This is a genomic window from Gracilibacillus pellucidus, assembly GCF_033949965.1.
Classification (GTDB): domain Bacteria; phylum Bacillota; class Bacilli; order Bacillales; family Amphibacillaceae; genus Gracilibacillus; species Gracilibacillus pellucidus.
In genome coordinates this window covers 84,677-105,356 of sequence record NZ_JAWZSR010000004.1, presented here as the reverse complement: position 1 = coordinate 105,356, position 20,680 = coordinate 84,677, and the positions used below count along the sequence as shown (strand labels likewise).

20 protein-coding genes and 6 tRNA genes are annotated in these 20,680 nt (G+C 35.3%); 5 read left to right on the top strand and 21 right to left on the bottom strand.

Going from position 1 to position 20,680, the window contains the following annotated elements:
• Nucleotides 1-27 precede the first annotated feature (27 nt).
• A complete protein-coding gene (gene rpmG / locus SH601_RS08280) occupies nt 28-177 on the bottom strand; it encodes a 50S ribosomal protein L33 (RefSeq protein WP_152149170.1) in 150 nt (49 codons plus the stop codon).
• A 165-nt stretch (nt 178-342) separates the two neighbouring features.
• Here rpmG and SH601_RS08275 point away from each other — a divergent pair, with 165 nt between their 5' ends.
• Nucleotides 343-690 (top strand): hypothetical protein, encoded by a 348-nt coding sequence (locus tag SH601_RS08275; protein WP_319957817.1) that lies wholly within the window; start codon nt 343-345, stop codon nt 688-690.
• A 21-nt stretch (nt 691-711) separates the two neighbouring features.
• The gene (locus tag SH601_RS08270; RefSeq protein WP_319957816.1) at nt 712-1,194 is read left to right on the top strand and encodes a hypothetical protein; all 483 of its coding nucleotides are present in this window, start codon (nt 712-714) and stop codon (nt 1,192-1,194) included.
• Between the two features lie 29 nt (nt 1,195-1,223).
• Here the strand turns inward: SH601_RS08270 and phoU are convergent, their stop codons facing one another.
• The 16 genes from phoU to SH601_RS08190 all read right to left on the bottom strand — a co-directional run bounded on the left by phoU (nt 1,224) and on the right by SH601_RS08190 (nt 14,002).
• Nucleotides 1,224-1,883, bottom strand: coding sequence for a phosphate signaling complex protein PhoU (gene phoU / locus SH601_RS08265; RefSeq protein ID WP_319957815.1), 660 nt, complete (start codon nt 1,881-1,883; stop codon nt 1,224-1,226).
• Between the two features lie 258 nt (nt 1,884-2,141).
• The gene (gene pstB, locus SH601_RS08260; protein ID WP_319958128.1) at nt 2,142-2,981 is read right to left on the bottom strand and encodes a phosphate ABC transporter ATP-binding protein PstB; all 840 of its coding nucleotides are present in this window, start codon (nt 2,979-2,981) and stop codon (nt 2,142-2,144) included.
• Between the two features lie 59 nt (nt 2,982-3,040).
• Nucleotides 3,041-3,925 (bottom strand): phosphate ABC transporter permease PstA, encoded by an 885-nt coding sequence (gene pstA / locus SH601_RS08255; protein WP_319957814.1) that lies wholly within the window; start codon nt 3,923-3,925, stop codon nt 3,041-3,043.
• Nucleotides 3,925-4,881, bottom strand: a complete 957-nt coding sequence (gene pstC, locus SH601_RS08250; RefSeq protein ID WP_319957813.1) for a phosphate ABC transporter permease subunit PstC — start codon at nt 4,879-4,881, stop codon at nt 3,925-3,927. Before pstC ends, pstA begins: the two co-directional genes overlap by 1 nt.
• 107 nt (nt 4,882-4,988) lie before the next feature.
• A complete protein-coding gene (locus SH601_RS08245; protein WP_319957812.1) occupies nt 4,989-6,023 on the bottom strand; it encodes a PstS family phosphate ABC transporter substrate-binding protein in 1,035 nt (344 codons plus the stop codon).
• A gap of 325 nt (nt 6,024-6,348) precedes the next feature.
• Nucleotides 6,349-8,475 (bottom strand): peptidoglycan D,D-transpeptidase FtsI family protein, encoded by a 2,127-nt coding sequence (locus tag SH601_RS08240; RefSeq protein ID WP_319957811.1) that lies wholly within the window; start codon nt 8,473-8,475, stop codon nt 6,349-6,351.
• 67 nt (nt 8,476-8,542) lie between these two features.
• Nucleotides 8,543-9,766, bottom strand: a complete 1,224-nt coding sequence (locus SH601_RS08235) for an MFS transporter (RefSeq protein ID WP_319957810.1) — start codon at nt 9,764-9,766, stop codon at nt 8,543-8,545.
• Nucleotides 9,767-9,915: 149 nt separating this feature from the next.
• Entirely contained in the window at nt 9,916-10,527 is a 612-nt protein-coding gene (gene sodA / locus SH601_RS08230; protein ID WP_319957809.1) for a superoxide dismutase SodA, read from the bottom strand.
• A 154-nt stretch (nt 10,528-10,681) separates the two neighbouring features.
• Nucleotides 10,682-10,757 (bottom strand) — tRNA-Phe (locus SH601_RS08225).
• Between the two features lie 22 nt (nt 10,758-10,779).
• Nucleotides 10,780-10,872 (bottom strand) — tRNA-Ser (locus SH601_RS08220).
• Between the two features lie 10 nt (nt 10,873-10,882).
• A tRNA-Ile gene (locus SH601_RS08215) sits at nt 10,883-10,959 on the bottom strand.
• Nucleotides 10,960-10,970: 11 nt separating this feature from the next.
• A tRNA-His gene (locus SH601_RS08210) sits at nt 10,971-11,046 on the bottom strand.
• 16 nt (nt 11,047-11,062) lie between these two features.
• A tRNA-Met gene (locus SH601_RS08205) sits at nt 11,063-11,136 on the bottom strand.
• A gap of 6 nt (nt 11,137-11,142) precedes the next feature.
• Nucleotides 11,143-11,217: transfer RNA gene (locus SH601_RS08200), tRNA-Asn, on the bottom strand.
• A 154-nt stretch (nt 11,218-11,371) separates the two neighbouring features.
• A complete protein-coding gene (locus SH601_RS08195) occupies nt 11,372-13,009 on the bottom strand; it encodes a Na/Pi cotransporter family protein (protein WP_319957808.1) in 1,638 nt (545 codons plus the stop codon).
• A gap of 345 nt (nt 13,010-13,354) precedes the next feature.
• A complete protein-coding gene (locus SH601_RS08190) occupies nt 13,355-14,002 on the bottom strand; it encodes an NfeD family protein (protein ID WP_319957807.1) in 648 nt (215 codons plus the stop codon).
• 250 nt (nt 14,003-14,252) lie between these two features.
• Here SH601_RS08190 and ispG point away from each other — a divergent pair, with 250 nt between their 5' ends.
• Nucleotides 14,253-15,353, top strand: coding sequence for a flavodoxin-dependent (E)-4-hydroxy-3-methylbut-2-enyl-diphosphate synthase (ispG, locus tag SH601_RS08185; RefSeq protein WP_319957806.1), 1,101 nt, complete (start codon nt 14,253-14,255; stop codon nt 15,351-15,353).
• Between the two features lie 48 nt (nt 15,354-15,401).
• Here ispG and SH601_RS08180 read toward each other — a convergent pair whose 3' ends face one another.
• Both SH601_RS08180 and SH601_RS08175 read right to left on the bottom strand, forming a co-directional pair.
• Nucleotides 15,402-15,821 (bottom strand): DUF4190 domain-containing protein, encoded by a 420-nt coding sequence (locus SH601_RS08180; RefSeq protein ID WP_319957805.1) that lies wholly within the window; start codon nt 15,819-15,821, stop codon nt 15,402-15,404.
• 84 nt (nt 15,822-15,905) lie between these two features.
• Entirely contained in the window at nt 15,906-16,613 is a 708-nt protein-coding gene (locus SH601_RS08175; RefSeq protein WP_319957804.1) for a lytic transglycosylase domain-containing protein, read from the bottom strand.
• 398 nt (nt 16,614-17,011) lie between these two features.
• Between SH601_RS08175 and SH601_RS08170 the strand changes: the two genes are divergently transcribed.
• Nucleotides 17,012-17,296 carry a DUF2624 family protein gene (locus SH601_RS08170; protein WP_319957803.1) on the top strand — a complete coding sequence of 95 codons (285 nt, stop codon included), beginning with the start codon at nt 17,012-17,014 and terminating at the stop codon, nt 17,294-17,296.
• Between the two features lie 58 nt (nt 17,297-17,354).
• Here SH601_RS08170 and SH601_RS08165 read toward each other — a convergent pair whose 3' ends face one another.
• Together SH601_RS08165 and SH601_RS08160 are read right to left on the bottom strand one after the other, a co-directional pair.
• On the bottom strand, nt 17,355-18,248 hold the full coding sequence (locus tag SH601_RS08165; RefSeq protein WP_319957802.1) for a deoxyribonuclease IV: 894 nt from the start codon (nt 18,246-18,248) through the stop codon (nt 17,355-17,357).
• Between the two features lie 20 nt (nt 18,249-18,268).
• Complete coding sequence (locus SH601_RS08160) at nt 18,269-19,582, bottom strand: DEAD/DEAH box helicase (protein ID WP_319957801.1); 1,314 nt, start codon at nt 19,580-19,582, stop codon at nt 18,269-18,271.
• A gap of 139 nt (nt 19,583-19,721) precedes the next feature.
• Here SH601_RS08160 and SH601_RS08155 point away from each other — a divergent pair, with 139 nt between their 5' ends.
• On the top strand, nt 19,722-20,666 hold the full coding sequence (locus tag SH601_RS08155; RefSeq protein WP_319957800.1) for a 4-hydroxy-3-methylbut-2-enyl diphosphate reductase: 945 nt from the start codon (nt 19,722-19,724) through the stop codon (nt 20,664-20,666).
• The last annotated feature ends 14 nt before the right edge of the window (nt 20,667-20,680 follow it).

Below are 20,680 nucleotides of genomic sequence, written 5' to 3'. Positions count from 1 at the left end.
ACATGGTAAGAGCTTTTCTTTGTTTCATTATTTTGTTTCACGGTGTAACGTGTGTCGTTTCAAGCGTGGGCAATATTTTTTAAGTTCCAAACGCTCAGGATTTGTACGTTTATTTTTAGTCGTAATATAATTACGGTCACCTGTTTCAGTACAAGCTAATGTAATGTTAACGCGCATATTTATCCCTCCAAACTAAAATCAATACATCATTCGTTCAATATCGAATCATTACCTAAAATATATTAGCAAAAAACGCAGATAATTTCAAGTAAATGTTTTATTGTAAAGCAAAATATGATATAACTGTATATGTAAATATTGGTTAAATGGAGGAGGAAAGTCATGCTATACATAATAAGTACTATAATCATTATTGCTATTGTACTTTTAATACTATCATTTTTTATGCAAGATAAATTTAAACAACTAGAGGATCAATTCGAACAATTCTCTATTTCTTCCTTACAAGAAACGTATCAATTAAAAAAGAAAATTCAAGTATTAGAAGAAGAATTGCTAATGGATGATTTATCTGTAGAACAGTCAATAAGACCTACAACAAACTCATCTACACAAATGATAGAGCGTGTAAAGGAATTATATCAACAAGGACATGATACCGCATATATCGCAGCACAAGTTAATGTAAATGAATATGATGTTGTGTCCATCATTAACAATGTAAAATAATGAGAAGTAAGGATGATACCTTTGAAAGTAATTATTAGAGCATTTTCTCTAGGCTTGTTAACAGCTTCCGTTATAATAGGAGCTACCTATTACTTAGATAAGCCTGAACAAGAAACACCTACAACATCACCTTCTATAGATGAATCTATTCAAACCCTTCAAGACAACGGTTATTTCGTATATGATAACGATCTAGAAGTAAAAGTAGATGAGTTAGAGCAAGAGATAGAAAGTTTACAAGAAGTAGAAGATAATCGTGAAGTTACTGATGAGAATGCTGCTCACGAGGAAGTTACTATTGCTATAGAAGAAGGTATGACAATGCCAGATATTACCGACTTTTTAGTTGATCATCAATTAATTTCAGATACAGAACAGTTTGTTACATACTTAGAATCAAATGATTTAACGAGATACATTCAAATCGGCGAATTTACACTTAATTCAAGTATGACTATAGAAGAAATTGCAAGTGCTATAACTCGACAACAAACAGAGGAGTAGACGTTAACGTCTACTCCTTTGTTTGTAGTTTAACCGTTTAAATCTAATGATTCGCCTTTCACTAAATACATTACATCTTCACCAATATTTGTCGCATGATCTCCAATTCTTTCCACGAACCTTCCACTAAAAGCCATTTGCATTAAATACTGAACCTTTTGAGGATTATTAGCTGTTTCTTCTAAAATTTCTCGTAACATCGTTGAATACATGTTATCAACCATATCATCTAGCTCAGATAATTTACGGGCTAAGGTAATATCTTCATTTTTATATGACGTAATAGCCAAATCTATCATTTCCATTGCTATTTTCGACATTTCCTTAATAGATGGATGAATAGGTAAACCATGGTCATCACCTAAGCGAATCGCTGCACGAGCTACATTTTTTGCATTGTCAGCCATTCTTTCTAGGTCATTTGATATACGAAGCGCAACAACTAATCGTCTCAAATCTCTAGCTACTGGTTGCTGTCTTGCAATTAAAACAATTGCTTCATCGTTAATTTTCATATCCATTTTATCTAGTTCAACATCATTTTGAACAACTTGTTCAGCTTGAGCAACATCTGCAAGATACAAGCTATCAACTGCTAATAACAATTGTTCTTTTGTTTTTTTTGCAAGCTCAACGATCAATTCTTCAAGATGTCGTAGTTCATCTTGAAAGGCCTCTCTTCCTACCATAAGAACATCTCCCTTCAATTATATCGTGTAAAAACTACTTCATTATTTTTTTGTTATTGTTAAAATATCCCTTGTCATCTATACAAGAAACAAGGGATACCTATAAAGTAAGACTTATCAAGAGGAGCCCGTTTATCACCTACACACTTATTCTAACTGGAGACTTCAAGTTGGGAAATTACGAACTCCTGCACCATGACAAATCTCGTTCAAAATTGAGACACATATTCCGTCACACTATTTAATGTAGAGATTTCTTTAACCAAATCGACCTGTAATATAGTCTTCTGTCCGTTTATCAGTTGGATTGGAGAAGAGCTGATCGGTTTCAGTAAACTCTACTACTTCACCATTTAGCATAAACACCGTTTTATCGGAAATACGTGCTGCTTGTTGCATATTATGCGTTACAATAATAATGGTATAATTTTTCTTTAGCTCTTTAATTAATTCTTCCACTTTTAATGTTGATATTGGATCTAAAGCAGAAGTTGGCTCATCCATTAAAATAACATCAGGTTCAACAGCCAAACAACGAGCAATACAAATTCTTTGCTGTTGGCCACCTGAAAGTCCATATGCATTTTCGTTCAAACGATCTTTTACTTCATCCCAAATTGCTGCACCACGTAAACTTTTTTCAACAATTTCGTCTAGTATTGCCTTCTTTTTAATACCATGAATTTTAGGACCATATGCGACATTTTCGTAAATTGATTTTGGGAATGGATTAGGCTTTTGAAATACCATCCCAACTTGTGTACGTAAGTCCTCTACCCTCATCGCATTGTCATCTAAAATATTTTTACCATTATACGTAATCGTACCAGTCGTATTTACTCCAGGTACAAGCTCTACCATACGATTCAACGTCTTAATATAAGTTGACTTACCACATCCAGACGGGCCAATAATAGCCGTAACTTCATTCTCTAACATTTGTAAATTCATATCTTTCAATGCATGTGTTTGTGAATACCATAAATTTAAATTTTTCGTATCGTAAACAACACGTTTCGGTTTGTTATCCTTCACTTTTTCTTCATCATTATATGCAATTTCTATTTGTACTTTTTTACTGTCTTTTTCAGCAGCCATACTCATTTTTTTCACTCCTTAGCAATCAATGATCCTGATAAAAAAATAAACACTAGATATCAATATCTATGCTGAAACTTATTTCGAATAATTACCGCAATAGAATTTAATACGAACAATATTACAAGCAAGACAATAATGGTTGCAGCAGCTAGATTCGCATATTCAGCAACTAAAGAAGCATCGATTGTCCAATAGTATATCTGCATAGGTAGCGCAGTGAACGTATCAAATAATCCGTTCGGGAATGGTAATAATAATGCTGGAATTCCAAGCACTGTTAACGGGGCTGTCTCTCCGATCGCACGTGATAAAGATAAAATTGCACCTGTTAAAATACTCGGTATTGCTGCAGGTAATATAATCCGTTTTATCGTCTGCCATTTCGTTGCACCCATACCGTAAGACGCTTCTGCTAAATGACCTGGAATAGCTCTTAATGCTTCCTGTGCAGAAACGATCAAGATAGGTAAAACTAATAACGCGAGAGTAAGTCCACCAGCTAGTACTACATTTCCAAATTTCATTAATCGTACAAACACCGTTAAACCTAACAAACCGTATACGATAGATGGTACACCAGCTAGATTAGAAATATTTGTAGTAATAAAGGAATGGAACTTCCCTTTCTTAGCATACAATTCTAAATAAATAGCTGTTCCTACACCTACAATTAATGTTACCGGAATAACAACAATCATTACCCACACTGTCCCAAGTATAGCTCCCATTATCCCTGCCTTATCAGCATTTGTAGAAAGTCTACCTGTTATAAAGTCCATGTTTATCCATGAAGCACCGTCTATGACTACTCTAGCAATCAATACAGCTAGCACGACTAAACCGAAGAGTGTCGAAAGAAAGAAGACGGATTTCCAAATTGTATCTTTGCGTACTCTTGATTCCATTTTGTTATTTTCATGTAACGCTTCTAACTTTTCCATTAATACTCCTCCCTAAATTTACGAGAGATATATTTCGCAAGTAGATTCATTATTAAAGTAAATACAAACAAGGATAACGCAACAGCATATAAACTATAATGTAGAGTAGAGCCAGCTGGTGCTTCTCCACCAGATACTTCTACGATATATGCAGTCATTGTCTGCATTGATTCTGTTAAATCAAATGTAAAGTTTTTGGAGCTCCCACTCGCAATTGTAACGATCATTGTTTCACCAATCGCTCGAGATATCGCTAATACAAATGAAGCAATAATCCCTGAAAAAGCAGCAGGAATAACTACTTTAATAGTTGTTTCTAATTTTGTGGTTCCCATGGCTAGCGATCCTTCACGCATTGCATTAGGAACAGAATTCATCGCATCTTCTGAAAGTGATGCGATCATTGGTATAATCATTACACCCATTACAAGACCAGGGCTCAAAATGTTAGTAGCACCTAGCTCAGGCCAAAAACTCCGAATTAATGGTGTTACAAAAGTAAACGCAAAAAAACCATAAACAATTGTCGGAATACCAGCTAATACTTCTAATAACGGCTTGAGTACTCTCCTTACTTTATCTGATGCATATTCACTCAAATAAATTGCTGACATTAAACCAATTGGCCCTGCCACAAGTATTGCAATGATGGATGAAATAATTGTCCCATTAATCAATGGTAGTATACCAAATTGAGGGTCTTGGCCTAACGGCTTTAATTCAGTCCCTGTAAAGAAGTCCCATATCGAAACTTCCATAAAGAAATGTACTGCTTGACTTATTAAGGTATATAAAATTCCAATAGTAGTCAGAACCGTAATTGATGCTAGCAAGAAAAGAATGGTAGGTATTAACTTTTCCGTATAATTGTTTATACTTTTCTTTTTCTTGTTTTCTGCTATCAATTTACTGACATTCACAGCCTTGGATTCAGTTGATTCGCTGTTCATTGCCATTTGTTGGTGCACTCCTTCTCAAACTTACAATAAGATGAGAGCATAATCGCCCCCATCTTATTGAAGCAAATAATATTAATATTAGGATATTGTATTACTTATCTTTATTATTGGATAGCTTGAACTTCTTCTAATTGTGCTTGTAACTCTTCATCTGGAAGTGGTGCAAATCCAGTTTCCCCTGCAAAATCATTGATATGACTTGCAACATACACTGCATAATCATACACTTCTGGTTTTTCTTCCGCATTACCTACATTTAAGTATGTGAATACTGGACGAGTGTAATCTGCATATGGACCATCTTCACCGATTGTATCGAGTGATGGACTTACTCCACCATCTCCAAAGTCAATAGCTACAGCATTAAGTTGATCTTGATTGCTATCATAGTAACCAAATCCGAAGAATCCAATTCCATTTTCATCTTCAGATACTAATGTTACTAGTGTAGAATATTCTTGTTGTAAATCGATTCCATCAACAAGATCTTGCTCATCTAAGATTTCATCATGGAAAAATTCATAAGTACCATGGTTTTCATTTGGACCGTATGGTTGAATTTCTTCATCTGGCCAACTAGAATCAATTTCAGACCATTTTGTTACATTGCCTAAGAAAATATCATTTACTTGTTCAGCTGTAAGTTCTGTTGCCCAATCATTGTCAGGGCTTGTAACGATTGTTAAACCATCTAATGCAACTTTCAATTCCATTACGTCAATTCCAAGCTCATCAGCTTTTTCTTGCTCTTCATCTTTAATTTCACGAGAAGCATCATTGAAATCTGTTCCATCTTCAGCTAAAAATTTTTCAAAGCCTGCACTAGTACCAGCACGAGCTACTTGAACAGATACCTCAGGCTGTTCGTCTACCATATAATTTTCTGCTAACACTGACATCAATGGATAAACTGTTCCAGATCCATCTACTTCAACTGATCCAGATAAATCACCTGATGCTTCTTCACTTTCTTCCGCACTATCATCTGTATCAGCAGCGTCATCTGTTGCGTCTGTTTCTTCTGTTTCGTTTGCATCTGCATCATCACTGTTGTCATCTGAATCATTTCCACATGCAGCCAAAACGCCGATTGTAAGAACAGCGATTAAGGCTAATAACAAGATTTTAAACTTGCTCATTTTTCTATTTCCCCCTATACAAACTATGTGATTGGAAGCTCCCTTGGAAGCTTCTTTTACATATTAACCTAGAACTATTAAACTACTATTAAGTGATTGTAAAGAGATTGTAAATTCTGACTTTTTGTAATATAAAAATAGATTCTGTCGAGCTTATCTACTAAATGTAGTTAACGAAGAAATTCATACTCCATCATCTATCACCCGATTCCGATTTGCTTCCTATACGCCAACGTTTCAACATAATAAAGAAATTAAACTACACACTTCATTTCTTATGTATATATTATGAAAAAAAGAAGGAACTAGAAATCTAGTTCCTTCTTTAGTCTTCCTCTTTTTGACTATCAAGGTTGTTTTTCATTTTATAATATGCTTCTACAATGCGTTTCCCTATCGCATGGTGAACTTGATGTCGACCAATTCCTGTACCATTTTCCGGAACAATAATAGCAAAAGCTATCTCTGGATCCTTAAGGGGACTATAACCAACTAACGATAAGTTTTCCGTTTCAGCTACTTTTACAGGCTCTCCATCTTCGTCCGTCTTATATTTAGTTCGCTGTGCTGTTCCTGTTTTCCCAGCGACTTCATATGGAAACCCTCTCCATTGGTTAGCTGCAGTTCCGTTTGTAAACACTCTTCTGAAACCTTCTTGTACCTGGTCAATATACTTTTCATCCATATCCACACGATTTAATACCTCAGGACTAAAGGCTTCTAATATGTTTCCAGGCTGTCCTTCACCATTACCCGGCTCTCTTATTTCTTTTACTAATCTTGGCTTCATACGATAACCACCATTGGCGATGGTTGATACATATTGCGCTAATTGCAACGTAGTATAAGTATCATACTGACCAATCGCTAGGTGCATTAAGTTACCTTGCGCTGGATTAGCCCCAGTAACACCGGTTGCTTCAAACGGCAAATCAATACCAGTTTTTATGCCCAAACCAAACTGGCTATAATAGTTACGCATTGTATTAAATGCACTATAATCAAAATTATACAACGGTTTATTTTCTTGATACGTCGCACCTGCTATAGCAATCGCAATTCTCGCCATATATACGTTAGAAGACTCTTCTAGTGCATATAAATCCGAGATGCTATTCCCTAAGTATTTATGCGAACTAAACTTAGGTGTTGATTGTATTTTTATCGCTCTATCACTTAGCCGTGAACCAATATCCACGACACCTTCTTGATAGCCTGCTAACAATGTTGCCCCCTTTACAGCAGAACCTGGCTCATGTGCATCATAAATCGTTTTGTACGCTTGATTTAAGTATTCTTTTTTCTCCTTATCATAATGAATACCAGATAACGCTAAAACATCACCAGTTTGTGGGTTCATCACAACTGCTAACGCATCTTCTAAGTAACCAGAATTACTTGCTGGGTTGTTAATGGCTGTTTTCAGTTCTTCTTCTACTATTTTGTCAACTTCTGTTTGAAAATCCATATCAACGCTAAGGACTAAATCTTTCCCTCTCTCTCCAGGAACTATGATATCAGAACTAATGACATTACCATTCGAATCAGTGGAATATTTAACTTTCTCTTTTCGTCCGCGAAGTATATGTTCATATTCTTGTTCAAGTCCACTAGTTCCAACGCGGTCGTTCCATGTATAACCGTGGCTCAAATAGTACTGACTATTTTCACTTGGGATTCCTTGTTCCGAAGTTGTAAGTTTTCCAAAGAATGAGCTTAACGTCTCTCCGAATATTTCTTTCCGATCCCAATCAATGACTGCATCAATTCCAGGAAGATCATTCAGATGCTCAGCTACAAGTGCATATTCTTCCTCTGTTAAACCATCATTGACGACAATATGAGGAGATAACTCCTTAGCACTATCCAATTCCTTCTTAATAGCTATCACATTTTTCAAGTCAGGTGTCCAATCAATTTCAGCCAGATTATCTACTGTAATTGCATCAAGTTCTGCTTGATACTCCTCACTTTTACTTAATTCTTCTCGTTCTTCAGCCGTAAGTAAATCATGCACCCTATCTTGTTTTTGTAAATACCAGTATTCTTTTTTATCACGCTCGCGAATGGTTTTATCTAATTTCTTTTCATCTTTTATAATCGTAATATAATCTGCTAATTGCTCAGCAATCTCTAGCCTTTTTTGTGCTGTATCACCATTTTTGGGTGGTGTATACGTAATTGACTTAACCGCTTGATTATCTAAAATAAGCTGATGGTTACTGTCATACATTTTACCGCGTGGTACCGCCTTTTCTGTCGGTGTATTTTCTGCCTGATTAATTTGATGTTGTGCTTCTTGTCCATTTAGAATTTGTACGACACCAAGTTGCACAATTAACAGTGAAAAAATTAGAAACACACTAATAAACAATATATTTAATCGAATAGGAACTTGTCCTTTTTTCTTTTTTGCTTTGTTTTTCTCTGTAAAACCTCTATACTGGTTCAATTGCTATTCCCCCTTAACGAAAAACACCCATATATTATAGCATGCTGACTACTGCTTTACTATCTATTTAATAGTAAAACGATGTCTCTGTTTTTCGAACGAAGTAGTAAGCAATAAAATTACCACCACCAATCGTTAAGAAAAGGAGCGGGATCATTACTTCTGGATTTGCTAACTTAACACTCATAATAAAAAGGAGAATCGCCGCAATTCTTCCGATATTTACAAATAACTCCCTAATAATGATATATTCAATTCTTAACTTTCTTGCCCCTCTTGCTTTGCCAATGATATCATAAGTTAATGAAATAAACGGTACATTGTAGATAGGGAAAGCAAAACCAACTATTATTCCATATACAAGAAGCATCCAATAATTCGTATGGAATACTAAGAGTAAAACAGCCGCATAGAGTAAGATGCCTCCAACTAAAATTGCTTGTTTTCTATACTGATTCTTTAATACTTTGGTAATAACAAAATATGCAATAAACGAACATAATGAAACAGTCAAATTATAGCTACCTAAAGCGAATTCACTGCCTGTCGCAATAAATACCCATATAGCAACAATAAAGATAAATAACCCTTCGCGCCAGCCTTGAAACACGTGTGCATACAAAATATGACGCCAATTTTTATTCTCTTTTCGTTCAAGAACCACTTTTTTAAATAAAAACTTGCCTGTTGCTTTTCTCTTAGTTAAGAAAAAGGAGCAAACTACAGCTACTAAAAATAAAAAAAAGGAGAGAAAGAAAATAAAACGATATCCTTGAAATTGATCAAACTTCGTTATAATGTAGCCAGCTGAAAAAGGTCCGATCATCCCACCTAATGACTGTAACGTTCCTAAAATCCCATTAAAGAAATCTCTTGACTCTGGTTCAGTTACTTCAAATGTTAGAACATTAAAAGCTAACCAATAAAATCCATAACCAATTCCTAAAATTGCTCCGAGCAGATATGGAAATCGGGTGGCATCTTCCCCTGTCAATAGAACCGTTATGTAGAAAAGAGAAAGAAAAACCACTCCTATCCTAATAACAATCGTTCTATCTACCTTTTTAGCAAACCTGCCAGCAATTACAAAAGAAATCGATTGAAAGATATAAATAAACAAATTATAAACCGCAATATCGGTATATTCTCCAGAATGCTTCCATAAAAAAATATTGACAAATGTATTAGATAAAAAAGTGGCTAAAGAATATAAACCTCCAATTGCTAATAATAATTTAAGATCTTTTCCGTTCGGTAATTTTATTTTTGTATCATTGGTTATTTCACCCATTATTAACACCTCACTAGAATCTAACCTTTATTTTGGTCTAGAAAATGCGAGATATACATAACAACAGGGTTATATAATAGAGGAAATTTCTACTGTCTACATTAAAAAGGCTATAGCAATTGCTATAGCCTTCTATTCTACATATTTAATTATTTTGCTTCTTCATATAAACTTGCTACTTTATCCCAATCCACTACATTCCAAAATGCTGCAATGTAATCAGGACGTTTATTTTGATATTTAAGATAATACGCATGTTCCCAAACATCTAATCCTAAAATAGGTGTTTTACCTTCTGAAATAGGAGTATCTTGATTTGGAGTACTAGTAATTTCAAGCTTACCATTATTTACTACAAGCCATGCCCATCCTGAACCAAATCGGCCAGCACCAGCTGCAGCAAATTCATCTTTAAACTTGTCAAAGCTTCCAAAAGCAGATTCGATAGCGTCTTTTAGCTCACCAGTTGGTTCTCCACCACCATCTGCGGATAACAATGTCCAAAATAAACTATGGTTGGCATGTCCACCACCATTGTTTCGGACTGCTGTACGAATATTTTCAGGTACTGCATCTAGATTTGCTAAAATCTCTTCAATAGATTTACTAGCAAGCTCATCATGCCCATCTAACGCAGCATTTAATTTTGTTACATACGTATTATGATGCTTCGTATGGTGAATGTTCATTGTTTCCTTATCAATGTGGGGCTCCAATGCATCATATGCATAAGGTAATTCTGGTAATGTAAAGTTTGCCATTTCCATTCCTCCTATTTTTTAATGAGAAAGTATAAAAACCTCTCTACAAAAAATAGTAACAAAAAACAAAATTTAATTGCAACCATTATGTATAAAAAATAGTAAATAAAATGACATACAAAAAAAACAAGCCTTCTGCTAGCTTGTTCAAAAATGGTGGCTCGGGACGGAATCGAACCGCCGACACACGGATTTTCAGTCCGTTGCTCTACCGACTGAGCTACCGAGCCAAGTTTATTTACTTATTATGTATGGCGGAGGAGGAGGGATTCGAACCCCCGCGAGCCGTGAAGCCCCTGTCGGTTTTCAAGACCGGTCCCTTCAGCCAGACTTGGGTACTCCTCCGTTACATATATGGTGGACCCTGCAGGATTCGAACCTGCGACCGATCGGTTATGAGCCGATAGCTCTAACCAACTGAGCTAAGGGTCCTAAAATATTGATGGGGCGATTGATGGGGATCGAACCCACGCATGTCGGAACCACAATCCGATGTGTTAACCACTTCACCACAATCGCCATCATTATTTTATAATAGCGGCGGAGGGAATCGAACCCACGACCTCACGGGTATGAACCGTACGCTCTAGCCAGCTGAGCTACACCGCCTAATAATGGCTCCACAGGTAGGACTCGAACCTACGACCGATCGGTTAACAGCCGATTGCTCTACCGCTGAGCTACTGTGGAATGTTTTATGTAATCACCGAAGCGACATATAATAATTTATCATGGATATAGAGATTCGTCAACAGTTTTTCAAAACTTTTTTTGTTTTTTTATATTTTTTGAAAAAAAATGTGGTGGAAACAGCTATTTTCCGCTGTTTCCACATACATAAAATTTAATGTTTTTGTCTTTCCCCTAAGACTTCATCTGCAATGTTGACAGCATGATCTCCGATTCTTTCAAGGTTGCTTAAAATGTCAGCAAAAACAATACCTGCTGCACCTGTACATGCACCTTCATTTAAACGAATAATATGTTTCTTACGATAATTTCTTTCCATTCTGTCTATTTCATTTTCTTTTTGAACAACATTTAACGCAGCTTCTCTATCTGTATGTTCTAATGCATGAACAGTCTCTTTTACTGTACTAATAGTTAATTCAAACATTTCATTTAAATCAATCATACCTTGTTCTGTAATATCCACTTTGTTTGAGATTTTGTAATTAATCAATTCAATAATATTCTCAAAATGATCACCCATTCTTTCAATATCTCGAACAGAATTAATGAGTGATGAATGATTATTACGTTCCAATTCTGAAAAATTAGTTCCTGATAACTTAACTAGATAAGACGTTATCTCTCGATCTAAATTATTAATTGCACCTTCAATTTGCACGCCTATTTCTGCATGCTTAGAAACATGATTATTTAAGTACGAACTCGTTTCTTCCATACCTTTTATCGCATATTTACCCATATGAATTACTTCCATTTTTGCTTGTTCTAACGCAACAGATGGAGATTGTTCAATAAATATTGGGTCTAAATGCTGAGGTTTATATTGAACCATTGCATCTTCACCCGGAATGATTTTCGTTACTAAATACGCCAAAAATGCAATAAACGGGAATTGAATAATGGTATTAGAAACATTAAAAATACCATGTGCAAAGGCAATCGTCATAGGTGGTTTCAAATCAAGCCACCCTTGTAAATGTTCAATGAAATTTGTATAAGGTACCAATAAAATTAAAATAACTATTGTTCCTATTAGGTTGAATATAACATGAGTTAAAGCTGCTCGTCTTGCCGCTATAGTTGCACCTGCAGCTGCGATAACAGCCGTAATCGTTGTCCCTAAGTTATCACCAAAGAGTACTGGTAATGCAGCTTGTAATTCAATTGCTCCTTCCCCCATTAGGCTCTGTAAAATTCCGATTGTAGCACTGGAACTTTGTACAGCCATTGTGAACACTGTTCCTATTACAACACCAAGAATAGGTGTATTAGACATACTCACAGTTAAATCATGAAATACATCGAAGTCTCGTAACGGACTAAGCCCTTCTCCCATTAGATCCAATCCAAAGAATAATGAACCGAAACCGAAAATAGTTAAACCAATATTAGCTAACCGCTCATTTTTCAAGAAAAATAACATAAGTGCACCAATAGCAAGGATTGGTAGTGCATACTCCTTAATCTCAATTCCGATAATAAAGGCAGTCATCGTTGTTCCAATATTTGCCCCCATAATTACTCCGATTGACTGTCTTAACGTCATGAATCCTGCATTAACTAGCCCAACCGTTAGTACCGTTGTTCCAGTACTCGTTTGTAACAGAACCGTTACAAAAATACCTGCAAGCACACCCATAAATGGATTACTTGTAGTCTTATCCAAAATCTCCTGCAAACGATCACCAGCAGTTCTTTGAAGTCCTTCTCCCATCGATTTAATCCCTAGAAGAAATATCCCCAACCCACCGATAAACTGAAAAATCATAGCTTGTACGTTTACATCCAACAGTGTTCATCCCTTCTCACAAAACTTAGTCTTTCTTTTAGTATTACCATTGTGTCGAAACTATTGCCTAGTACTCATCATTTTATTATTCGCCCACTCAAGCTTACGACAATAATAGACAATCTTTCTATGCACCCATTCATTATTAATGATTTGTTTCACATTTGTAAAGTATTTTCTACAAATTTTACAAACCCTTTACAAACATTCGCCCTATACCTGCCTTTTGGTAAAATATAATTAGTTCTATAGGTCTGATCACTCACAATACTAACTTTCTACAAAAAACTGACATGACATAAAACACGTTTTTTTCATAAAAAAAGCCCGCTATTTATTAGCAGACTACTCATTTTTATTTTTTTGTTCTTTTACTAATATTCTTGTTCCATCCACTTCAATAATATTTACTGGTGTTCCTTTCTCCAGCCATTTTCCTTCTGTAATAGCACTATATTCCTTATCATCCACCATTATGGAACCAATTGGTCGCATATCTGTTGTCGTTTGACCAGATTTCCCCAATAACTCTTTATAGGATTGATTAATACTAGAATAACCTTCTTCATCGGTTAATTGATCAAACAACGTAATTTTCGTCCACATTTTACGTTTTTTAAATACTTTTAGAAAAGCGAAAGAACTCATTCCACCAATAAATACGCCAATTACTGCGTAAAGACCCGCCGCCCAATTAGGAGCAGTAAATCCTACTGAGACAAACATACAAACTAAACCAATTACGGCTAATGTCCCATCATTTAATATTTTTCCATCAATAATCATTAACAACAAACCAAAGAAATAAATAACCATCATCATCCAAAACATATTTGGTTCTAAAAATGATGCAAAATATACCGTTATAAATCCTAAACCTAAAATACTAAAAATCCCTCTTGCATTAACAAGTAACTCTCCTATTAAAAATAATGTTGCTAATGCAACTATAACAAAGCTCATCCAATCAGCTGTTGTCACTATTGAAAACATATGCTCACCTCAACCTCATTCAGCTTTTTTCTCTATATCATAACATACGTATTCCGTTATCGATTAGTTTCAATTTATTATTTTTTCTTTAAGAATAAGATTTGATACTTCTCTTTTCTTATATAAACCCTTATAATGAACAATGGTATGAAATTTACCACCAATAACTATGAATGAAAAATAATAATAGTAAGAAAGCATTACTATTTATAATTTTATTGGAAAAAGAAATGAAGGAGCGATTTTATTTATGGCTTTAATACATCGAAAGGATACGCGACCTGTTAAAGTTGGAAATGTGATGGTTGGAGGAAAAAATGAAGTAGTTATCCAATCGATGACAACTACTAAAACGCACGATGTCGAAGCAACAGTTAATGAAATTCAGCGTCTTGAAGATGCAGGTTGCCAAATTGTTCGTGTTGCTTGTCCTGATGAACGTGCAGCAAACGCAATTCCTGAAATCAAAAAAAGAATCAATATTCCGCTCGTTGTTGATATTCACTTTAATTATAAACTTGCGCTAAAAGCAATTGAAGGTGGCGCAGATAAAATCCGAATCAATCCAGGTAATATTGGTAAGAGAGACAAAGTAGAAGCAGTAGTGAATGCTGCAAAAGAAAAAGGTATTCCCATTCGAATCGGTGTAAATGCTGGTTCATTAGAGCGTCATATTTTAGAGAAATATGGTTATCCGACTGCTGATGGTATGGTAGAAAGTGCACTTCATCATATCAAAATATTAGAAGACCTTGACTTCCATGATATCGTTGTTTCTTTGAAAGCTTCTGATGTTGGTTTAGCAACAGAAGCATACGAAAAAGCAGCGGAGGTTATCCCATATCCATTACACTTAGGTATTACAGAATCAGGAACACTTTTTGCAGGTAGTATTAAAAGTGCTGCTGGTATGGGAGCGATCTTGAGTAAGGGAATCGGTAATACAATGCGTATATCGTTAAGTGCCGATCCTGTACAAGAGGTAAAAGTAGCTAGAGAGTTACTTAAATCATTTGGATTGGCTTCTAATGCTGCTACATTAATTTCTTGCCCAACTTGTGGACGTATTGAAATTGACCTTATCAAAATTGCAAATGAAGTAGAAGAATATATCTCAACCATTAAAGCACCAATTAAAGTAGCCGTCCTTGGCTGTGCAGTAAACGGACCAGGAGAAGCAAGAGAAGCAGATATTGGAATTGCTGGTGCTCGTGGTGAAGGATTATTATTCCGCCATGGTGAAATCATTCGAAAAGTACCAGAAGAAACAATGGTAGAAGAATTGAAAAAAGAAGTAGATAAAATAGCTGAAGAATATCATCAAAAACAAAAAGAAGAACAAGAAGCATAAAATAGTAAAAGCAAGCCTCATGATAAGAGGCTTGCTTTTTTATTAAACCTATGACAAAGGTATAAAAATGAGCGATACTAAAATTGAAATAACAGACACTGCAATTGCGGCATTACCAAGAGTGTTAGCCCCTTGTTGCCTTGAAATAAATCCTAAGACGATACCACCGATTGCTAAAATTAGCGGCCAAACAAAGAAAGATGCTAACGCTAATACCAAACCTGCCCAGCCCCAAGCTGTATTGACACTTGATTTCATTTCTGTTTCTTGCTCATCAGCTTCTATAGGACGATTAAATTCATTGGCAGACAATTCTGCAGACGTTTCTGCTTCTCTTTTATATGCTTCATCTGCAGCATATAACTCATCTATCGAAGCAAATTGTTTCGTTTGTGGTGTTTCATCGATTTGACCATTATCGATTTTCGGTGCATCCTCAATATTTTTATTATTTTGGTGCTCTGTCATACTATACCCTCCTTTTCTTTTAGAGGTACATATATAGTATGTCTTGTTTATCAATCGGTTTGCATGGTAATTTCTACTTCCCTTTTAATTAGCTAATGCAACGTGCTTTTCGTATTTCCTTGCATTTCGTTGAATCCTCATGGCATATTCACTACTAGCATGACCATTCTCCATTTTAAATTGTTCTAATCCAGACATTCCTCTATTATAAGCCGTTAACGTCTCATCCCAATTATCATATTGGTCGTATAAATAATCTAGATAGACTAGAGATAATTTGATCGAGTAGTATGGATCAAATAACAATTCATCTTTGTACGGTAATTCTGCCATATCAGCTATCCAAGGTGCAGTGTTTTTCATAAACTGCGCCATTCCATATGCATGGCCATATTTCGTCTCAGGACCAACTAGTTCAGTATCAAAAGTTTTTCCTGTTTCTATTTTTAGTAGCTCATAAACGATAAATGGATCAATACCATAATTTTCTGCTTCTTTCACTAAATAAATGGCCCATGGTCGCAAAAACTGTCCATCGCTCTCTTCCACCATCACTTCAGCTATTTCAAAATATTTTGGCCATGTTTCATGATTAATTTCGGTATTGTTTTTATTCCACTTACTTATTATATATTGAGTTTGCGTTTCTATACTTTGTAACGCTTGTTCTAACTCCGCATTGTCTTTTTCTAGTGCTTGCACTTCTGATTTATATGAATTTATTTGATAATAGCTCCAACATACAAGCACAGTAACTAAAACAATATTTAGCCATTGTATTCGTTTTGACATGTAATCTACACTCCTTTTTTGCTGCCAAAAGCATTGATCAACATCGTGATTTGACTCACAGCGGTCTATAATAGCGAAAAATGTCGATTATTGCAAATAATAAACACTTTATTTGTATTACCCAAATGCACAAATGTTAAACATTTGTGCATAAGATATAATGAATGCAGTATAAAGTGAGGGTGCAATCAATAGAGATTTTGAATTTTTATTGTTTGTTAGCGAAACGTATCAGGAAGTTATCGTCCGTGTTTTAACTTGAACATTAAAATGGGAAGAAGCACTATGTTCAAACAACAACATCGTTACCTTTTTCTAACTTTCATTAGTTTACTATTTAAATACTTCTTCTATGCCAACTTTTATTCGTTTGAATATACTTAGAAAGGAGTTTTTTGATGAACGGTATAGCAAAACATTTTATTAAAGGAAAATTGAGGAGTTTAAATGCTTCTGATATCGTAGAATATGCTCACCAATATAATATTTCCATATCAGATAACCAAGCAAACCAGATAGCTGATCATTTAAAAAAAAGCAAGTATGATCCAACAAATGCAGACGATCGTATGCAAATGTTACGAAAACTTGCTCAGATTACAGATGCAAAAACAGCAAAATCTTGTCAACAGCTTTTTAATAAGCTGATTAAAGAATACGGCGTAGAACATTATTTTCGTTAATACCTTAAGAGAAAGAGCCGAACAATCACGATTGTTCGGCTCTTATATTCTTGAGTTATTATTGATTCATAATTTGTTCCTTCAAATTTGGAACGAATAAACCGTCTTTTAACATTTCGATTTCAAATTTATATGGCGGCTTTTTATTTTTCTTATCTTCTCCAACATATGGTGTTTCTAATATCTTGGGAAGTTCTTTTAATTGTTCATGATGAACAATTTTATGAAGTGCATCAAAACCGATATGACCAAATCCAATATTTTCATGACGGTCTTTCCCAGCGCCTTGGACATTTTTACTATCATTTACATGGACCACTTTTATACGATCCATTCCAACGATTTTATCAAATTCATTTAACACTCCATCAAAATCATTTACAACAGAATACCCTGCATCATGTACATGACAAGTATCAAAGCAAACAGATAGCTTTTCATTATGCGTAACCCCGTCGATAATTTTTGCTAATTCATCGAAGCTACGTCCTATCTCTGACCCTTTACCCGCCATTGTTTCTAATGCAATTTGCACGTCTTGTTTTGGATCAAGGACCTCGTTTAAGCCTTCAATAATTTTAGCTATACCAATTTCAGCACCTTCACCAACATGGGCACCAGGGTGTAACACAATTTGTTTAGCTCCTATCGCTTCTGTACGATCGATTTCACTCTTTAGAAAGTTTACACCAAGTTCAAATGTTTCCTTCTTCTTCGCATTACCAATATTAATGATATAGGGAGCATGGACAACTACATCAAGGATACCATTTTCCTTCATATGTTCTGTTCCTGCTTCTATATTTAATTCCTCAATCGGTTTTCTTCTGGTGTTTTGTGGTGCTCCTGTATAAATCATTAATGCTGTAGATCCATAAGATGCTGCTTCTTCACTTGAACCTAGTAACATTTTTTTACCACTCATTGATACATGTGATCCTATTTTTAACATATTTCCTCTCACCTTTTTGTCTATTTTTTATTCATCTGGTTTCTTTTTAGCTTTCTTTTCGCTTTTTGTTGTTGATTTTTCATTTTACGTTTATAACCTGGCTTAACTTTTTTCGGCTTTCTCACTTGTCTCCAGGCTTGTTTTTCTATTTCATTTTCACCTTTTTCACGCTTCTGTCTAATGTCCCAAGCTTTTGCCTCACGCCACTCACCTTTTATCACATCGTAATAAGTAAATGTTAAACCTTGTTTTTCTAGCTTCTTAATAAGCGCAATATCAGCTTCTTTATAAAGACTTATTGCTGTACCTTCCATCCCTGCTCTTGCTGTTCTCCCTACTCGGTGTAAATAGAACGGCTCTTCTTTCGGTAGCTCCGCATTAATGACATGGCTAACACCTTTAATATCAATACCACGCGCAGCTAAATCAGTTGCAACAATATACTGATATTTTAGTTGTTGAATTTCTTTTAATACTCTTTTACGCTCACGTTGATTTAATCCACCATGAATTAACCCTACATTTAATCCTTTTTGCTGCAAATCACCGGCCAATTTATTCGCATTTTCCTTACCATTTGTAAAAATAATCGCTAAATACGGATGAATCACCTTAGAAATATCGGCAATTACAGCTGCTTGATCACGATGTTTTAAATCAATTAAACGATGCTCTAATTTTTCCGGAGCTAAGCGATCATCAATTTTCACATATAATGGATCATGTAAGTACTTTTTCAAAAATGGCTGTAACTTTTCAGGAATCGTTGCAGAAAAAACCATCAATTGTATATCTGGATTCGCATTTGTTAGAATACGGTCAATTTCTTCAATTAAGCCTAATTCTAACATCAAGTCCGTTTCATCCATAACAAAAGATTTTGCCGAATAAATGTCTAATGCGCCTTCCTGAACAAGATCTAAAATACGTCCTGGTGTTCCAACCACAATATGTGGGGCTTGTTTCATTTTACCAATCATTCGCTTTTTATCTGTTCCACCAATAATCAGCTTTGCGCGCCAATTATCTTCATTATTAGAAAACTGCATAATCTTTTTTACTTCATCATATATTTGAATAGCAAGTTCTCTAGTCGGCGCTGTTAAAACTACTTGTGTTTCTGACTGAGTGCTATCAATCTTATTCAATAATGGAATCAAGAAAGCATGTGTTTTACCTGATCCTGTTTCCGATTGGCCGATTATATCTTTCCCTTTCAATGCCTCTGGGACAACCTTCGCTTGAATCGCTGTTGGTTCATAAAATCCTAGCTGACCTATCACGTCATTCATCCAATCATTTAATGCATATTGTTTAAATAAATGCTTCTTCATGTTATTCTCCTTCTGAACGAACTATAATATCTTTGTCAATTGTAGCAAATACCTTTATAATGTAAGTATTGGACAAAAGAATGTCCGTTATTAAATATTTTACTTTATCTCTAGTAGAAAGTACAGAGGGGGACCATAAATGGAAGTAATTAAGATTGCTCCGAGAGGATATTGCTACGGAGTTGTCGATGCAATGGTTATTGCTCAAAATGCAGTGAAAGACCCTAATCTACCTCGACCTATCTATATACTTGGTATGATTGTTCATAATTCGCATGTTAACAATGCCTTTAAAGAACAAGGTGTTTATACATTAGATGGAAAGAATCGTTTAGAACTATTAGAAGAAATTAACGAAGGTACCGTTATTTTTACCGCTCATGGTGTATCACCTGAAGTAAAAGAACGTGCTGAGGCAAAAGGTTTAACAGTACTTGATGCCACTTGCCCTGATGTTACACGAACACATGATTTAATTCGTGAGAAAGTGAAAAACAATTATGAGATCGTTTATATCGGCAAAAAAGGACACCCAGAACCCGAGGGAGCTGTTGGGGTAGCTCCAGATCATGTTCACTTAATCCAACATGAAGAAGACGTCGAAAACCTTGATTTAGATGCAGAACATATATTAGTAACGAATCAAACGACAATGAGTCAATGGGATGTTCATGATGTTATGTTAAAAGTCCAGGAAAAATATCCGCAAACAGAAATGGAACAAGAAATATGTATGGCTACGCAAGTACGTCAAGAAGCAGTAGCAGAGCAAGCGAAAGATGCGGACTTAACATTAGTAGTCGGAGACCCTCGTAGTAATAACTCTAACCGCTTAGCACAAGTTTCAATTGAAAAAGCAGGTACGCAGGCATACCGTATTGCTGACGTATCAGAAATTCAATATGAATGGTTAGAAGGTGCACAAACAGTTGCTGTGACTGCCGGAGCTTCTACTCCAACACCAATTGCAAAAGAAGTAATTAAATTTATCGAGCAATATGATTCAAACAATCCTGAAACATGGGATCGCACATCTAAAGTACAACAAGATAAAATTTTACCAAAAGTAAAAGCTAAAAAATAAGAAGCAAGCACCCT

Bases quoted from the DNA above. Each gene is read 5' to 3' on its own strand.
- SH601_RS08190 (WP_319957807.1), bottom strand. From the start codon at position 14,002: ATGTTTTCAATAGTGACAACAGCTGATTGGATGAGCTTTGTTATAGTT.
- pstA (WP_319957814.1), bottom strand. From the start codon at position 3,925: ATGGAAAAGTTAGAAGCGTTACATGAAAATAACAAAATGGAATCAAGA.
- SH601_RS08245 (WP_319957812.1), bottom strand. From the start codon at position 6,023: ATGAGCAAGTTTAAAATCTTGTTATTAGCCTTAATCGCTGTTCTTACA.
- SH601_RS08160 (WP_319957801.1), bottom strand. From the start codon at position 19,582: ATGAAGAAGCATTTATTTAAACAATATGCATTAAATGATTGGATGAAT.
- pstC (WP_319957813.1), bottom strand. From the start codon at position 4,881: ATGGCAATGAACAGCGAATCAACTGAATCCAAGGCTGTGAATGTCAGT.
- SH601_RS08165 (WP_319957802.1), bottom strand. From the start codon at position 18,248: ATGTTAAAAATAGGATCACATGTATCAATGAGTGGTAAAAAAATGTTA.
- SH601_RS08155 (WP_319957800.1), top strand. From the start codon at position 19,722: ATGGAAGTAATTAAGATTGCTCCGAGAGGATATTGCTACGGAGTTGTC.
- phoU (WP_319957815.1), bottom strand. From the start codon at position 1,883: ATGGTAGGAAGAGAGGCCTTTCAAGATGAACTACGACATCTTGAAGAA.
- rpmG (WP_152149170.1), bottom strand. From the start codon at position 177: ATGCGCGTTAACATTACATTAGCTTGTACTGAAACAGGTGACCGTAAT.
- SH601_RS08170 (WP_319957803.1), top strand. From the start codon at position 17,012: ATGAACGGTATAGCAAAACATTTTATTAAAGGAAAATTGAGGAGTTTA.
- pstB (WP_319958128.1), bottom strand. From the start codon at position 2,981: ATGGCTGCTGAAAAAGACAGTAAAAAAGTACAAATAGAAATTGCATAT.
- SH601_RS08175 (WP_319957804.1), bottom strand. From the start codon at position 16,613: ATGTCAAAACGAATACAATGGCTAAATATTGTTTTAGTTACTGTGCTT.
- ispG (WP_319957806.1), top strand. From the start codon at position 14,253: ATGGCTTTAATACATCGAAAGGATACGCGACCTGTTAAAGTTGGAAAT.
- sodA (WP_319957809.1), bottom strand. From the start codon at position 10,527: ATGGCAAACTTTACATTACCAGAATTACCTTATGCATATGATGCATTG.
- SH601_RS08275 (WP_319957817.1), top strand. From the start codon at position 343: ATGCTATACATAATAAGTACTATAATCATTATTGCTATTGTACTTTTA.
- SH601_RS08235 (WP_319957810.1), bottom strand. From the start codon at position 9,766: ATGGGTGAAATAACCAATGATACAAAAATAAAATTACCGAACGGAAAA.
- SH601_RS08180 (WP_319957805.1), bottom strand. From the start codon at position 15,821: ATGACAGAGCACCAAAATAATAAAAATATTGAGGATGCACCGAAAATC.